15 protein-coding genes and 2 pseudogenes are annotated in these 14,134 nt (G+C 73.9%); 7 read left to right on the forward strand and 10 right to left on the reverse strand.

Features of this window, described 5'->3' with window-relative positions; genetic code table 11:
• The first annotated feature begins 80 nt into the window (after positions 1-80).
• The 3 genes from ACIBQZ_RS13850 (at position 81) to ACIBQZ_RS13860 (ending at position 3,015) form a co-directional block, all read left to right on the forward strand.
• Complete coding sequence (locus ACIBQZ_RS13850) at positions 81-851, forward strand: alpha/beta fold hydrolase (protein ID WP_396089135.1); 771 nt, start codon at positions 81-83, stop codon at positions 849-851.
• 265 nt (positions 852-1,116) lie between these two features.
• The gene (locus tag ACIBQZ_RS13855; RefSeq protein WP_396088936.1) at positions 1,117-1,749 is read left to right on the forward strand and encodes a DUF1062 domain-containing protein; all 633 of its coding nucleotides are present in this window, start codon (positions 1,117-1,119) and stop codon (positions 1,747-1,749) included.
• A gap of 9 nt (positions 1,750-1,758) precedes the next feature.
• Positions 1,759-3,015, forward strand: a complete 1,257-nt coding sequence (locus ACIBQZ_RS13860) for an EAL and HDOD domain-containing protein (protein ID WP_396088937.1) — start codon at positions 1,759-1,761, stop codon at positions 3,013-3,015.
• Positions 3,016-3,019: 4 nt separating this feature from the next.
• Here the strand turns inward: ACIBQZ_RS13860 and ACIBQZ_RS13865 are convergent, their stop codons facing one another.
• From ACIBQZ_RS13865 to ACIBQZ_RS13890, 6 genes and pseudogenes are all read right to left on the reverse strand, one after another.
• A complete protein-coding gene (locus tag ACIBQZ_RS13865; RefSeq protein ID WP_396088938.1) occupies positions 3,020-3,814 on the reverse strand; it encodes an SAM-dependent methyltransferase in 795 nt (264 codons plus the stop codon).
• Positions 3,815-3,898: 84 nt separating this feature from the next.
• Entirely contained in the window at positions 3,899-4,165 is a 267-nt protein-coding gene (locus ACIBQZ_RS13870) for a hypothetical protein (RefSeq protein WP_396088939.1), read from the reverse strand.
• Positions 4,166-4,266: 101 nt separating this feature from the next.
• Positions 4,267-4,596 carry a TraR/DksA family transcriptional regulator gene (locus ACIBQZ_RS13875; protein WP_396088940.1) on the reverse strand — a complete coding sequence of 110 codons (330 nt, stop codon included), beginning with the start codon at positions 4,594-4,596 and terminating at the stop codon, positions 4,267-4,269.
• A 168-nt stretch (positions 4,597-4,764) separates the two neighbouring features.
• Positions 4,765-5,511, reverse strand: a complete 747-nt coding sequence (locus ACIBQZ_RS13880; protein WP_396089136.1) for a CBS domain-containing protein — start codon at positions 5,509-5,511, stop codon at positions 4,765-4,767.
• A 273-nt stretch (positions 5,512-5,784) separates the two neighbouring features.
• Positions 5,785-5,829 (reverse strand): annotated as a pseudogene (locus tag ACIBQZ_RS13885) (hypothetical protein); the annotation flags it as partial.
• Positions 5,830-5,962: 133 nt separating this feature from the next.
• Positions 5,963-6,214: pseudogene (locus ACIBQZ_RS13890) on the reverse strand (CBS domain-containing protein); the annotation flags it as partial.
• A 126-nt stretch (positions 6,215-6,340) separates the two neighbouring features.
• Here ACIBQZ_RS13890 and ACIBQZ_RS13895 point away from each other — a divergent pair.
• Together ACIBQZ_RS13895 and ACIBQZ_RS13900 are read left to right on the forward strand one after the other, a co-directional pair.
• Positions 6,341-7,621, forward strand: coding sequence for a PucR family transcriptional regulator (locus tag ACIBQZ_RS13895; RefSeq protein ID WP_396088941.1), 1,281 nt, complete (start codon positions 6,341-6,343; stop codon positions 7,619-7,621).
• A 212-nt stretch (positions 7,622-7,833) separates the two neighbouring features.
• The gene (locus tag ACIBQZ_RS13900; protein WP_396088942.1) at positions 7,834-8,745 is read left to right on the forward strand and encodes a hypothetical protein; all 912 of its coding nucleotides are present in this window, start codon (positions 7,834-7,836) and stop codon (positions 8,743-8,745) included.
• Here the strand turns inward: ACIBQZ_RS13900 and ACIBQZ_RS13905 are convergent.
• From ACIBQZ_RS13905 to ACIBQZ_RS13920, 4 genes are all read right to left on the reverse strand, one after another.
• Entirely contained in the window at positions 8,642-9,688 is a 1,047-nt protein-coding gene (locus ACIBQZ_RS13905; protein ID WP_396088943.1) for a hypothetical protein, read from the reverse strand. The genes ACIBQZ_RS13900 and ACIBQZ_RS13905 overlap by 104 nt on opposite strands.
• Positions 9,689-9,840: 152 nt before the next feature.
• Complete coding sequence (locus ACIBQZ_RS13910) at positions 9,841-11,055, reverse strand: right-handed parallel beta-helix repeat-containing protein (RefSeq protein WP_396088944.1); 1,215 nt, start codon at positions 11,053-11,055, stop codon at positions 9,841-9,843.
• Positions 11,056-11,150: 95 nt separating this feature from the next.
• Positions 11,151-11,282: a hypothetical protein gene (locus ACIBQZ_RS13915; RefSeq protein WP_396088945.1), complete on the reverse strand. Its 132-nt coding sequence runs from the start codon at positions 11,280-11,282 to the stop codon at positions 11,151-11,153.
• On the reverse strand, positions 11,279-12,442 hold the full coding sequence (locus ACIBQZ_RS13920) for a hypothetical protein (protein WP_396088946.1): 1,164 nt from the start codon (positions 12,440-12,442) through the stop codon (positions 11,279-11,281). The genes ACIBQZ_RS13915 and ACIBQZ_RS13920 overlap by 4 nt, the downstream gene beginning before the upstream one ends.
• 203 nt (positions 12,443-12,645) lie before the next feature.
• Between ACIBQZ_RS13920 and ACIBQZ_RS13925 the strand changes: the two genes are divergently transcribed.
• On the forward strand, positions 12,646-13,386 hold the full coding sequence (locus ACIBQZ_RS13925; protein ID WP_396088947.1) for an ABC transporter ATP-binding protein: 741 nt from the start codon (positions 12,646-12,648) through the stop codon (positions 13,384-13,386).
• A 2-nt stretch (positions 13,387-13,388) separates the two neighbouring features.
• Positions 13,389-14,126 (forward strand): ABC transporter permease, encoded by a 738-nt coding sequence (locus ACIBQZ_RS13930; protein WP_396089137.1) that lies wholly within the window; start codon positions 13,389-13,391, stop codon positions 14,124-14,126.
• Positions 14,127-14,134: the final 8 nt, after the last annotated feature.

Consider the following 14,134-nt stretch of genomic DNA (forward strand, 5'->3'; position numbering starts at 1 on the left):
CACTGCCCTAATGGTCGCGCATCGACGGCGCCGAGGTCGCCCACACCGACTCCGGCGGCGCCGGCGAGCCGCTGCTGCTGATCCACGGCGGCGGCCTCGCCGACTGGCTCACGCCGCTGGCCGCCACGCCCGAGCTGCGGCACCACCGGGTGATCCGGATGGTCCGGGCCGGCTACACCGGACACCCCGTGCCGGCCGGGCTGACCGTGGCCGACCACGCCCGCCACGCCGCCACCCTGCTGCGGCGGCTGGACGCCGCTCCCGCCCACGTCGTCGCGCACTCGTCGGGCTCCACGATCGCCCTCCAGCTCGCGGTCGATCACCCCTCGTCCGTCCGTACGGTCGCGCTCTGTGAACCACCGCTGGTGGACGCCCTGATCGATCCCGCCGACGCGGACGAGCTGCACGCGGCCTTCGGCCGGGCGATGGGGTCGGTGACGGCGGCGATCGCCCGGGGTGACCACGGGGCGGCCTTCGGCACCTTCATGACCCTCGTGTGTGGACCGGGCTACCGCGGCGTCCTGGACGACGTGCTCGGCGCCGGACTCGTCGACCACGCGGCGAGGCACAGCGGGGACTTCTTCACCAGCGAGACCCCTGCGGTCGCCGGGTGGAGCTTCGACCCGGCGGTCGACCGGCCGGTGCTGCTGATCCAAGGTGCCGACAGCCCGCCGCCGGTGCACCGCCTGATCGCCCGCCTCGCCGGCCGGCTGCCGGAATCCACGGTCGTCACCGTCGCCGACGCCGGCCACCTGATGCCCGTCACCGCCCCGGCGGAGCTCGGCAGGCTCGTCGCGGAGTTCACCCGAGCTGCCACAGCCGCAGAGCGGAGTCCCGCTCGCCGGCGGTGACGAGCAGGTCTCCGGCACTCCCGCACGGAAACTCCGTTGCTCGCCGCCCGCCGGTCGCCCACCATGGCAGCCATGGATCGGTAACCAGTGGCGCATGCGCGGGTTGACGGCGGGTCGAGGAACTCCCCGCCTCGGTTCGGCATGTCGCTGGAAGCCCGCACCGGCTCAGCCGTGCGGGCTTCCTTCACGCGGCGTCGGGTGTGACGCCGCGCCTCCTCCGTGAACTGGGAGTCGCCGAACCATGAGTAGTCACCGTCATACCTCTTTGCCCTTTTCCGGTGCCGGCCCGGACGTCGACCGCAAGGCGCTGTGGGTGGTCCGGGAGCTCGGGCTGCCCGCCGTCGTCAAGGCCTGCGTGTCGTGCCGGTCCAGCCGGCACCGGCCCACCGGCAAGTTCCGGGTGAACGCGAACGCCAAGCTGCTCGACGTCTGGATGCTGATCTGCTGCGAGCTGTGCGGCCGCACGTCGAAGATTCCCGTCCACGAGCGCGTGAACGTGCGGGCCCTGCCGGGTGAGCAGCTGCGGAGGTTCGAGAACAACGACGCGGCGCTGGTGCGCCGGCTGACGATGGACGCGGCCTTCGCCCGCCGGTCCGCCCACCGGCTCGACTGGACCGGCACCTGGGAGCTGGAGACCGACCTGCCGTTCTACGATCTCGGCGGTGACGATCCGGCGCCGCTCGAGGTGATCGTCCGCTTCGAGCTGCCCGCGCCGATCCGGGTCGCGAAGCTGCTCACGGCCGGTTTCGGGCTGAGCCGTCCCGCCGTACGGGGGATGGTCGAGGCCGGGCGGATCCGGCTGCCGGTGTCCGTCGACGCGAAGGTCCGCGACGATTTCACCCTCTTCGTCGTCACCGCCCTTTTCCGTTTCGCCACGCTTCGCACGGGGCGTGGCTAGCCTGATCGAGTGGAACGAGGCGATGCGGAGCTACCCCTGGTGCACGTGGGGCGGCAGCCGATCTACGACCGGTCTGGCGATGTCGTCGCCTATGAGTTGCTGTTCCGTGACGCCGTGGAGGCCACCCAGGCCTCCCGGCGCTCCGCGGACGCGACCAGCCGGGTCATCGTCGCCGCGTTCACCGATTTCGGGCTCGAGGAGCTGGTCGGCGGCCGGGCGTGCTTCATCAACGTCACGCGGGAGTTCCTGGTCGGGGAGTTGCCGATCCCGTTCGACTCCGACCAGACCGTGCTGGAGGTCATCGAGACGGTCGACGTGGACGATGCGGTTGTCGAGGGCGTCAAGGAGCTGGTGGGCCGGGGCTTCACGATCGCGCTCGACGACTATCTGCCCGGGGCGCACGACCGGCTGCTGCCGCTGGCCACGTACGTGAAGGTCGACGTGCTCCGGGCCGAGGCGGACGTCATCGACGGCATCGTGCGGCGCTGCCAGGAGGACTTCCCCAACGTGCAGCTGATCGCCGAGCGGCTGGAGACCGAGGAGCAGCTGCACCGGGCGTTCGACCTCGGCTTCCACCTCTTCCAGGGGCACGTGCTCGGCCGCCCGCACGTGGTCAGCATGGTCGAGCTCTCGCCGGCCCGGCTGGGACGGGTGCGGCTGGTCGCCGCCCTCGCCGCCGCCGAGGTCGACTTCGACGAGGTCGTCTCGCTCGTCGCCAGCGACCCCGCCCTGACGTACCGGCTGCTGCAGGCCACCAACTCGGCGGCGTCGGGCGTGCGGACCCGGGTGTCGTCGGTGCACGAGGCCGCGGTCCTGCTCGGGCTGCCGACCATCCGTCAGTGGGTCACCCTCATGGTGCTCGGCGGCCTGACCGAGGGCGCCGAGAACCAGCTGGCGGTGACGCTGACCCGGGCCCGGATGTGCCAGACGGTGGCCCAGCGGATCGGGCTCTCCGGCGACGCGGCGTTCAGCGTGGGGCTGCTCTCCGGGGTTGCCGAGCTGATCGGCCAGTCCCCGGCGGAGGTCGTGCGGCAGCTGCCGCTGTCGGAGGAGACCAGCGCCGCCCTCGCCGAGCGGGCGGGCGGGCTGGGGCACATCCTGACGGCCGTCCGGGACTACGAGAACGGCGACGCGGCCGGGCTTGCCGGGCTGCTCGACTCCGACGGCGCGGTCAACGCCTACCTCACCGCGATGAAGTGGTGCCACGAGGTCATGAGCACCGCCGGCCCGGTCGGCCAGTCCCGCCCGTCCCCGGCCTCCGCCTGACACCTCAGGGTTTCCGCGCCACCGCCCCGTACGCGTCCAGCCACTCCGGCTCGCCCTCCGGGCGCCAGCCGGTGATCTGCACCAGGCCCGGCTCCACCAGCTCCAGCCCGTCGAACAGCCCGCCGATCTCCGCCGGGCTGCGCAGGATGTACGGCACCCCGCCGCTCTGCGCCAGCCGCGCCGCACCCTCCACCACGGCCGGAGTGGTGTTCGTGCCGTCCCACAGCACCAGATAGCTGCCGGACGGGGTCGCCTCCATCACCCGGTTCACGATGGACGACACCACCGTCAGGTCCGGCTCGTAGCCCATGACCCCCATGAACATCACGCCGATCGGCTCGGAGAAGTCGAGCACCTTGCCCGCCTCGGCCAGGATCAGGCCGGGGTCGTGGTAGTCGGCGGCCACGTGCGTGGTGCGGCCCTCGCCGCCGGACTGCGTCAGCAGGGCGCGGGCGTGCACCAGCACCAGCGGGTCGTTGTCCACGTAGACGATCCGCGACCCGGGCGCGACCGCCTGGGCGACCTCGTGGGTGTTCTGCATCGTCGGCAGACCCGTGCCGATGTCGAGGAACTGCCGGATGCCGGCCTCGGCGGCCAGGTAGTGCACGACCCGGATCAGGAACCGGCGGGAGTGCTGTGCCATCAGCACGATCTCGGGATAGACCTGGGCGACCGCGTCACCGGCGGCCCGGTCGGCGGCGAAGTTGTCCTTGCCGCCCATCCAGTAGTTCCAGATGCGGGCCGCGTGCGGTATGTCCGGCTGAAGCTGGGCGGAGATCTCGTCATCCGTGGGCGCCATGCTCACGTCTTACAGAAACCACATCGGACACGCAAGGGTCATCACCAAGCAGCTAGGTTCCTAGGATGCTCCAGGCGCTGTGCCCTATGCGCCCCCGACACGCCAGCGCGGGATGCGGAGTGCCGTCGACGACCAGCAGGGTGCCCGCAGCCGCGCCGGCGCCGACGGCAGCGGCGCGTACGGTGTTGATGAACAGCACCGGCGGGTCACCTTCTGGTCGGCTGCGGCGGACGGCAGCGGCCGGCAGGCCACCACTACACCGCCGGCGGGCACGGGCTGCCGGTACCGGCGGATCAGGTGCGCGAGCCCGCCGACGCAGCCGGTGATGTCGACGACGCGGCCCCGGCGCACCGGCGGATCCGCCCGCGTCACCCCAGGAGCCGGTGACCGTGCCGCGGTGCGCCGCCTTCCGGGCACGATCCACGCTCCTTCTTGGCACGTCTGCGGCTGTCTCAGCCGTGGTGCTTCTGCTGGCACGGCACGCAGAACCGGGCGCGCGGCAACGCCTCCAGCCGCTCGGCCGGGATCGCGGCGCCGCACTTCTCGCAGTGGCCGTACGTGCCCTCGGCGATCCGGCGCAGCGCGCCGGTGATCTGCTCCAGCGCCTGCCGGGTGGCGGCCAGCAGCGCCGCCCGGTTGTGCGCCTCGCCGGGGTCGCCGGTGTCGGCGTTGATCTCGGTGAACTCCTTCAGCCGCGCCGTCTGCAGCGCGAACTCCTCACTCAGCGAGGCCCGCACGGCGGCGAAACGGTTCGGGTCGGTGACGTGCATGTCGAGGCTCATGTCCAACCTGTGATTCGGGGAAGCCGGGCAGCAAAAAAGGGCCGAAGCTGATCTGCTTCGCCCTGGCGGTCGTCGGAGGAACACCGGACCGCCGGCGGACCGCGACCGGGCGCGGCCGGACGCGCCGGGCCCCGGGAGGCCACGGCCCGGCGAGAGTGCGCCATCGGGTCAGACACCCTGGGCCTGCCGGTGCCGCTGGCTGCCGCCCAGCCGGAGGCGCCGCCGCTGCGGGGCGTCCGGGCGGAACGGTTCCGCGCTGAACGGGTGGGTGCGGCTGACCTTGGAGCGGGCCAGGTCGGCGTCGTCGAAGTCGTAGCGGATGCGGTTGTCGACCTCGGAGACCCCCGGCACGGCCCGGGCCAGCCGGGTGACGATGTCGGCGGTGGAGCGCCGGCCCACCGCGCCGGTCAGCGTCGCGGTGCCCTTGTGCACCCGCACACCGACCTGTTCCGGGCGGATCCACAGCCGGCGGCGCAGCACTGCCTCGACCTCGCGGCGGATCGCCGCGTCGTACCGCGCGTACGGGCGCAGCAGGTCGCCGCGGGACACCACGCCCAGCAGGCGCCCGTGCGGCCCGGTGACGAGCAGCCGGCGGACGTTGCGGTCCTGCATGGTGCGGGCGGCCTGCGACAGCGAAGCGTCGGGGTTGATCCACAGAGCGGGGGCGGTCATCACGTCTCCGGCCCGGGCGGCCGGGGCGGCCCGCTGGTCGCTGCGCGGCTGCCGCGCGCCGTGCGCGACGTCGTCGAGCAGATCGGCCTGGGAGACGACCCCCAGCACCCGGCCGGCCTCGGCGGTGACCGGTACGGCGCTGATGCCCTCGCGGTCGAGCAGGCTCGCGACCTGACCGACCGGGGTGTCGGCACCCACGGTGATCACTTCTCGCGTCATCACGTCATCCACTTGCCACTGCATGGTCGGCACCTTCCCGGGCTCCGCGGCCCTGGTCCGTTCCGGATGAACTGTCCGTCTCCACCTTCGCCGCATCACGCGCCGCCGACCACGGCCGGCGACGGCGAGGAATCGCGTCCTTGCTTGCCGGTCGTCGGCAACCGGCGCGCCGGCGGGCGGCGGGAGGCCCGGTCCGCCGGCGCGCCGGGCGGGCGGCGGGAGGCCCGGTCCACCGGCCGCGCAGCCGGGCATCTTGGGCAGGTCCGACCGGGTGACGATGCCCCGCGGCTCGCGGTCGGCGTCGACGACCAGCAGCCGGCCCACGCCGCGCCGGTGCATCATCCGGGGTGGCGGCCGCCGGCGACGCCTCCGCGCCGATCGTCAGCGCCGGGCCGCTCATCACCTCCACCGTGGTGCCCTGCGGGCACTCCCGCAGCGCTCGCGCCCGCCGGCCGCGCGTGACCTTGTCGCGCAGGTCGGTCCAGGAGACCACGCCGAGCACGACGTCGTGCCGGTCGGTGACGGACACGGCGCTGATCTGCCGCTCGGTGAGCAGGGTGACGACGTCCGCGACCGTCGCGTGGCCGGGCACGGTGATCACCTCGGTGGTCATCACGTCCTGGACGCGCATCGCGGTCATGGCGGGCTCCTTTTCCTGGTCGACGGGCGCGACCCGGCGACGCCCCGGCTCGTGCGGGGCGGGTGGTCGGCGGGTGGCCTCCATCATCGCGGTGCCCGGCCGATGCCCGGCCGATGCCCGGCCGATGCCCGGCCGATGCCCGGCCGATGCCCGCAGGGCCACGACGGCCGGACTTCGCGGGTCTAGACTGCCGACTGTCGGCAACGACGGCTGATGAGGCGCCGGGCCCTCGGCGGGAGCGAGGCGGATGTGTCCGACAGCAGACGACGAGGCGCGGGGCGCAAGCCGGCCGCGCCGGAGCCGGCGGAGGCGTGGCTGGTCGAGGTCGCCGAGGGAGCCAGCCGCGACGCCGGCGGCGTGCCGGTGGAGCTGCTCGGTGACTACCTGCCGCTGCTCGCCGACGCGGCCACCCACGGCCGCCGGGCCAAGCGCCGTGAGCTGGACGCGGTCGGGCTGCTCGGCCGGCGCGCCGCCGAGCAGGGCATCTCCGCCGGACGCGTGGTGCAGCTTTACCTGTCCGCCGCGCGCCGGCTGTGGCAGGACCTGCCGATGGTGGTCCGGTCGCGCGACCGGGAGGCGGTGCGGGCCGCCGCGTCCGCCGTCCTGCAGGTCGTCGACGCCGCGGTGGCGACGCTCGCCGAGGGCTACGCGGTCGCCCGCCGGGATCTGGTGCGCCGCGAGGAGTCGCTGCGCCGGGAGCTGATCGACGACCTGCTGCGCGGCGACTCCGACCTGGGCACGCTGGTGGAACGGGCCGAGCCGTTCGGGCTCGACCTGGCCCGGGTGCACCAGGTGGCGCTGGCCGCGCCGAGCCGGCGGCTGCCGGACGCCGACGCGGCGATCAGCGCCCTGGAGACGGTCGTGTTCGACCGGCTCGGCGACCGCGACGTCCTGGTCGCCACCAAGGACGGTCTGCTGGTCGTGCTGGCGCCGGCGGACGCCGGGCCGGCGGGCCGGTTGTCGCCCGCGCTGGACGCGAGCAACGAGCTGGGCCGGCTCATGCACCAGGAGCTGAGCCGGCTGCCCCGCGGCCGGCCCTGGCGGGTCGCCGTCGGCCGCGCCCACCCCGGCCTGTACGGCATCGCCCGCTCCTACGAGGAGGCCCGGGAGGCGCTCACCATGGCCGGCCGGCTGCACAGCGAGACCGCGGTCATCAACGCGCACGACCTGCTCATCTACCGGGTGCTGCTGCGCGACCAGCCGGCCATCGTGGACCTGGTGCAGGCCGTGCTGAGCCCGCTCACCGGGACCCGCGGCGGCGCCGGGCCGCTGCTCGACACCCTGGAGGCGTACTTCGCCACCGGGGCGGTGGCCACCGAGTCGGCCAAGCGGCTGCACGTGTCGGTGCGGACCGTCACCTACCGCCTGGCCCGGGTCCGGACGCTGACCGGCTACGACCCCGCCGATCCCGCGCACCGCTTCACGCTGCAGGCGGCGGTGCTCGGCGCCAAGGTCCTCAACTGGCCGCAGGAGCCCCTGTCCGGGCCGGCCTGACCGCCGGGCGGCACCGGGAGGATTCCCGTTGCCCTCGCCCGGCAGCCTTCCACCCACCCGTCGGGTGCGGTGCCGGAAAGGGCTGCCCGGGCCGGGACCTCCGGCTCTGGCCGGGGCGCGGGGCCGGTCCTACGGTGGCCGGGAAGGCGGGCGGTGGTGCCGCCGGAGCTGTCCCGCGCGGGCCGGCGCCCTCGTGAAGGGGAGCGTGCCCGATGAGCACCGCGGTTCGCAGAGCGCAGGGATTCACCGTGGCCGCCGCGGTGCCGGCACTGGCGGCGGCGCTGGCGGGGTTGCTGATCGACGGGGTGTACGCCGGCCCGGCGTCCACCGCGGCGATGCTGCGGGCTGACGATCTGGTCACCGCGGCCGTGGCCGTGCCGGGGCTCGCGGTCGCGGACCGGGCCGTCCGGCGTGGTTCGGTGCGAGCGTGGCTGGTCACCATCAGCCTGCTCGCGTACCTGGTCTACACGTACTGCTACCACCTGTTCGGCACCGGGTTCAACGACCTGTTCCTGCTGCACGCCGCCGTGCTCGCGGGCGCGCTGATCGCGCTGGTGCTGCACCTGGCCGCCGCCGACGGGGCCGTGTTCGCCGAGCGGGTCGGCGCCGGGCCGGGGGTGCGCGGCGCCGCCGTGGTGCTCGGCACGCTCGCGGTCGCGCTCGGCGGCATGTGGGTGGCGGTGGCCGTCGTCAACGCCGTCACCGGGGACGTGCCGGCCGGCAGCCGGCTGGTCGAGACCGACACCGTCGTGCACCTGGGGATGGCGCTGGACCTGAGCCTGCTGGTGCCGCTCTACGCCGCCGCGGCGGTGCTGTTGTGGCGGCGTGCCGCGTGGGGGTATCCGCTCGGCGTGCTCGCGCTGCTCGCCGGGATCCTGCACCAGGTGGGTTACGTGGTCGCGATGCCGGCCCAGGTCGCGGCCGGCGTCCCGGGCGCGGTAGCCCACGACCCGGGAGAGCCGGCCGTCGTGCTGCTGTACGTGCTCGGCGCCGTCCTGTTGCTGCGCCGCACCGCGGGGTTCAGCTCACCAGTGCCGGGCGGCGCAGCAGCCGGGTCCGGACCGCCGGCAGCCAGCGCACCAGCGCCGCGGTCCGCGGGTTCGACCCGTACGCCAGCAGCGTGAGGAAGACGCCGTAGACGGGCAGGTGGCCGAGCAGTTCGGTGCCGCCGAACAGCAGCAGGGTCGCGTTGAACGGGATGCCGGCCACCAGCACGGCGACCTGGGGCAGCGCGCCGGAGATCACCAGCAGGCCGAAGAGCAGCTCGGTCACGCCGGCGACGGCGACGAAGGTGTCCACCGGCAGGTGGATGCCGACCAGGGCGAAGACGTCGAGCTGCGGGTACAGGTGCACGGTCTCCCGGGCCAGGGCCGGGTTGGCGAGCTTCTCCGCGAAGGCCAGGGTGATGAGGGCCCCGCCGGCGCCCAGCCGCAGGCCGAACAGGGCCCGGCGCAGCAGCGCGGGGTCCGGCTCCACCCGGCCGAAGGCGGCGTCCGAGGGCGGCACGAAGGCCAGGAACACCGCGACGCCGAGCAGGTCCATCGCCGACAGCAGCCCGACCGGCCCGGTGACCAGCAGCGCCAGCGGGCCGGCGACGGCCAGCAGCAGCGCGGCCGGCCGCAGCCGGATGCCGGTGATGAACCAGATGCCGAGCGCGCCCTCGGCGAGCAGCAGGGCCGCGCCGCCGCCGAGGTGCTCGACCTCGAGGTCGTGGGTGAGGAAGTGCCCGGAGACCGCGGCGGCCAGCAGCGAGACGCCGAGGTGGATGGCGAGCAGCCGGGGCACGTACGGGACGATGCGGCCGATGAAGCTCAGCTGCGGCAGCTCCGGCGTGGGCAGGTAGCGCACCGCCACGTACCGCCAGAGCGCCGTCACCAGCACGACGGCGATGATCAGGCCGAGGGTGACCGGACGCAGCACGAACGCCCAGTCGGTCGGGTAGGAGCCCGGCTCGTCGACGAACCACTTCTCGTGCGCCGCGGCCGGCGACCCGGTCAGCAGGACCCCCGCGACACCGGCGGCCGAGGCGCCGGCGACGGCGGCCCCACGTCTGAGAACGACCTTCATGAGTGCTGCTCCGCTCCGCCCGGCGCCGATCCGATTCGGCCCCTGTCCTGCTGTACGTCGTCCTTTCTACGGTGCGGTTGAGCTCAGCCGGGCGTTCGCGGACCAGGTCGGGACCAAAGGCCCGGGTAGTCAGGACCTGTACCGGCCCGGGGTCAGATCTTCGCGCCCACGGCGGCGCCGTTCGCCGGCACCAGGAAGCTCGACGAGGGGATCGCGCCGTCGGCGGTACGCGGGCCGGTGATCGTCGCCGGGTCGGTGCTCAGCAGGGTCCAGGTGCCGCCGAGGTTCCAGGAGTTGCCGGACGCCGTCGAGCCGCCCAGCGCGACCGCGGTGGCGTTGCCGACGGCCAGGTTGGCGGTCAGCCGCGAGGTGGAGCCGCCGTCGACGTCAAAACCGGTCTTGGTGTTGCGGTACGCGGTGCTGCGGCTGATCACGATGGCGCCGGTGTTGCCGTTGTCGGTGAAGCCGTGCGCCGCGTTGCTGAACGACATGCTGTTGCTGACGGTGTGGCCGGCAGCCGGCCCGGTGCCGCTGCTGCCGCCGAGCTTGAAGCCGTTGCCGTCGCCGGAGAAGCTCGGGATGTTCCAGCGGTTGTAGCCGTTGCCGTAGGCGATGCTGCCCTGCACCGTGATCGGCGAGCTGAAGCTCCAGGCGTCGAAGCCGTCGTCGATGTTGTTCCACAGCCGGGCGCCGCGCACCACGTTGCCGGTGCCGCTGCCCTCCTTGATGCCCAGGCCGTCGGCGCTCTCGCCGTTCTTGCGGGGGTCGCGGTTGTGGTAGCTGTCCAGGTTGAGGATGGTGTTGTTCGCCGAGCTGCCCTGCAACTGGAACCCGGTCTCGTAGTTGTCGTGGGTGACCAGCCGCTCGAAGGTGTTGCCGGTGCAGTTGTGGCAGTAGACGCCGTACGGGCCGTGCACGATCTCCAGCCCGGTGAGCCGCCAGTAGGACGCCTCCATGTGGATGGCGCCCCGGCCGGCGCTGGGGATGGTCGAGCCCACCGCACCCGGCGTGTACGGCAGTGCCTCGCCGTCGATGGTCACCTTCTCGCCCTGGTAGGCGGTGAGCGTGATCGGGGCGGCGGCCGTGCCGCTCCTGGTGATCTGGATGTTCGTGGTCAGCGCGTAGGTGCCGCCGCGGACCGCGATCGTCCCGCTGGCCGGCACCAGGCTGACCGCCCGCTGGATGGTGGCCAGCGGCGCCGCCTGGGTGCCGGCGTTGCCGTCGTTGCCGGTGGTCGCGACGTAGTACGTCGTCGCGGCGGCGGCCGCGGCGAGGGTGGGCGTCAGCACGGCCGCGGCCAGCAGCGCGGCGGCGCCGCCGACGGCCACCAGCCCGGGGCCGTACCGCCGTCCGGGGCTTCGTGTCATCGCACCGTCCTCCTCCGTCGGGCGCCAGGAATGCGCTTTCCTCAGGCGAAAGCTACGGTACGCATGGATGACAGTCAATGACTGAGGGTGGCGCGTCAGTGCCGGGCCAGCTCCCCGAAGGTGTTGGCCCGGGCCAGCCAGAAGTGGTACTCGGCGCGGTTGTTCAGGTTGGCGATGGCCAGCGCGTAACACCGGCGCGACTTGGCGAGATTCTGTTTCCTCGTCATCGGACTGGTTCTCCCTTCGGGGCCGATCGCAGCAGGGTCAGCCCGGAGCTTGTGGTCTCCAGCGCCACCGCGATCGTGCCGTGCTGATCGATGCCGACGACCCGGATCGCGATGTCGCCGGTGGGCTCGGGGAACAGCGTGGTCCGGCCGTCCTGCCGGCGGAACGGCACGGCCAGGCCCTGCGGGTCCGCCCAGGTGGGGCCGGCCACGTCACCGCGGTCGTTCACGGCGGTGGCCAGGCCGACGTGGCCGGGCAGGCCGACGTCGGTCATCCGGCCGGCCCGCCACAGCACGGGCCGCGACTCACCGGTGCTCCCGCTCGCGGAGCCGGCGACCAGCCCGGTGCCGCTGAGCGCGTACGCCCGGCCGGAGGTGGCGGTGGTGCCCGCCAGCAGGTCGGTCATCCGGCCCCGCTGCCACCGGAACGGGTGGTCGGCGGCCGAGCCCTGGACGGTGCTGTTGCCGGCCACCTGGCCGCGGTCGTTGATCGCCACCGGGGTGCTGGCCGGGCCGCCGAGGGTCCCGAGCCCGGTCAGCCGGCCGCGCTGCCACAGGACGGCCTGCTCGGCGGCGGTCTCACGCGGGGTCACCACGCCGACGATCTGGCCGTGGTTGTTGATGCCCACCGCGGAGCTGTCCGCGGCGGCCGGCGTGGACAGCATCGTCAGCTGCCCGCGCTGCCACAGGAAGGCGCGGGTGGCGCCGTCCTGGTCGTAGGCGGTGCCGACGACCTGGTCGCGGTTGTTGACGGCGACCGCCTCGAGACTGGTGCCCGCGGGTGACGACTGGCGGGTGACGGCGCCGCGGCGCCACAGGAACAGCCCGCCGTCCCAGAGCTGCCCGGCGATGTGGCCGCGGTCGTTGATCGCGGTGGGGGAGGCACGGTCCACGCCCAGCGCGGTGGGGGCGGACCGGCCGTGCCACCACACCGCGGCGTGCCAGGTGTCGGCGGCGTCGGTCGTGCCGCCGATCAGGTCGCCGCGCGCGTTCATCCGTTCGGCCCAGGACTGCCCGCCGCCCAGCGAGCCCAGCGCGATGAGCCGTCCGGTGCCGGCGGGCGGGGGCGCGGCCGCGGCAGCGGGTGTCACCGGGGCGGCCGAAACAACGACCACCAGTGCGGTGGCCGTCAGCGTGACGCTCAAGGTCCGGATCGGATGCATGCGTGGCCTCCTCCGCTCGTCCCCCATCGTCGGTCGCCGGCGCGCGCGGCGACCAGGGTCGAACGGCCTTGCCGGCCCGCGCCTCCGGTCCGGGACCTTCGGCCCTGCGCATCCCGGCGCGCGCGAGGCACGATCGCCTGCAGAGCATCCGGACGGGCGCGTCGCGGCGCGCCACCGGCTCGCCGGGGGCGACGGGAGCAGCGATGGACACCGCGATCGAGGTTGACGGGCTCGTGGTCGACCGGGGCGGGCGGCAGGTGCTGCACGGCCTGGACTTCGCCGTGCGGCGCGGCAGCGTGACGGGTCTGCTCGGCCCCAACGGCAGCGGCAAGACCACGTTGATGCGCTGCCTCGTGGGCGTGCAGAAGGTGCGCGCCGGCACCGTCACGGTGCTCGGCCGGCCGGCGGGCACGCCGGGGCTGCGCCGCCGGATCGGCTACGTCACGCAGGCGCCCAGCGTCTACGCCGACCTGACCGTCCGGGAGAACGCCCGCTACTTCGCCGCCCTGCACCGCCTGCCCCGGACCACCGCGGACGAGTCGGTGCACGACGTCGGGCTGGACCCGGTCGCGGGCCGGCTGGTGGCCGCGCTGTCCGGTGGGGAGCGGGCCCGGGCGTCGCTGGCCTGCGCCCTGCTGAGCCGCCCCGAGGTGCTGGTGCTGGACGAGCCCACCGTCGGGCAGGACCCGGTGGTCCGCCGGGACCTGTGGCTGCGGTTCCACGCCCTGGCCGAGGCCGGCACCACGCTGCTGGTCTCCAGTCACGTGCTCGACGAGGCGGGCCGGTGCGACCGGCTGCTGCTGATCCGCGACGGCCGGCTGATCGCCGACGACACCCCGGACGCCGTCCGCCGCCGGGCCGGCACCAGCGACCTGGAGACGGCGTTCCTGAGCATGGTCCTGGACGGCGAGGCGCGCGAGCCGCGGATGAAGGGGGCGGTGTGACGATGTCCGGACGGGCCACCTTCGCCACCGCGGGCCGGATCCTGCGCCAGCTGCGCCACGACCGCCGGACGATCGCGCTGATCCTGGTGGTGCCGACGTTGCTGCTGACGTTGCTGCGGTTCATGTTCGACGCGCAGCCCGCCACCTTCGACCGGGTCGCGCTGGTGCTGCTGGGCGTCTTCCCGTTCACCATGATGTTCCTGCTGACCAGCGTGGCGATGCTGCGGGAGCGGACCACCGGCACGCTGGAGCGGCTGCTCACCACGCCGATCGGCAAGCTGGACATCCTGCTCGGCTACGGCGTCGCGTTCGCCGGCGCCGCCGCGGTGCAGGCGGCGGTGGCCTCGGCGCTGGCGTACGGGCTGCTCGGCCTGGACACCGTGGGCAACCCCTGGCTGGTCGCGCTGATCGTGATCGGCAACGCGGTCCTGGGCATGGCGCTGGGGCTGTTCGTCAGCGCGTTCGCGCGCAGCGAGTTCCAGGCCGTGCAGTTCATGCCCGCGGTGGTGCTGCCCCAGGTGCTGTTGTGCGGGCTGTTCGTGCCCCGCGAGCAGATGGTGGGCTGGCTCCAGGCGATCAGCGACGTGCTGCCGATGTCGTACGCGGTCGAGGCGCTGACCGAGGTGGGCACGCACGCCGCGGCCACCCCGCGGATGTGGCGGGACCTGGCGATCATCCTGGCGGCGGCGGTGATCGCGCTGATGCTGGGCGCGGTGACGCTGCGGCGTCGCTCGCCGTGACAGCGGGC

It is taken from the genome of Actinoplanes sp. NPDC049599 (genome assembly GCF_044465625.1).
Lineage (GTDB): Bacteria > Actinomycetota > Actinomycetes > Mycobacteriales > Micromonosporaceae > Actinoplanes.

Bases quoted from the DNA above. Each gene is read 5' to 3' on its own strand.
- ACIBQZ_RS13865 (WP_396088938.1), bottom strand. From the start codon at position 3,814: ATGGCGCCCACGGATGACGAGATCTCCGCCCAGCTTCAGCCGGACATA.
- ACIBQZ_RS13875 (WP_396088940.1), bottom strand. From the start codon at position 4,596: ATGAGCCTCGACATGCACGTCACCGACCCGAACCGTTTCGCCGCCGTG.
- ACIBQZ_RS13880 (WP_396089136.1), bottom strand. From the start codon at position 5,511: ATGCAGTGGCAAGTGGATGACGTGATGACGCGAGAAGTGATCACCGTG.
- ACIBQZ_RS13895 (WP_396088941.1), top strand. From the start codon at position 6,341: ATGAGGCGCCGGGCCCTCGGCGGGAGCGAGGCGGATGTGTCCGACAGC.
- ACIBQZ_RS13900 (WP_396088942.1), top strand. From the start codon at position 7,834: ATGAGCACCGCGGTTCGCAGAGCGCAGGGATTCACCGTGGCCGCCGCG.
- ACIBQZ_RS13905 (WP_396088943.1), bottom strand. From the start codon at position 9,688: ATGAAGGTCGTTCTCAGACGTGGGGCCGCCGTCGCCGGCGCCTCGGCC.
- ACIBQZ_RS13910 (WP_396088944.1), bottom strand. From the start codon at position 11,055: ATGACACGAAGCCCCGGACGGCGGTACGGCCCCGGGCTGGTGGCCGTC.
- ACIBQZ_RS13915 (WP_396088945.1), bottom strand. From the start codon at position 11,282: ATGACGAGGAAACAGAATCTCGCCAAGTCGCGCCGGTGTTACGCGCTG.
- ACIBQZ_RS13920 (WP_396088946.1), bottom strand. From the start codon at position 12,442: ATGCATCCGATCCGGACCTTGAGCGTCACGCTGACGGCCACCGCACTG.
- ACIBQZ_RS13925 (WP_396088947.1), top strand. From the start codon at position 12,646: ATGGACACCGCGATCGAGGTTGACGGGCTCGTGGTCGACCGGGGCGGG.
- ACIBQZ_RS13930 (WP_396089137.1), top strand. From the start codon at position 13,389: ATGTCCGGACGGGCCACCTTCGCCACCGCGGGCCGGATCCTGCGCCAG.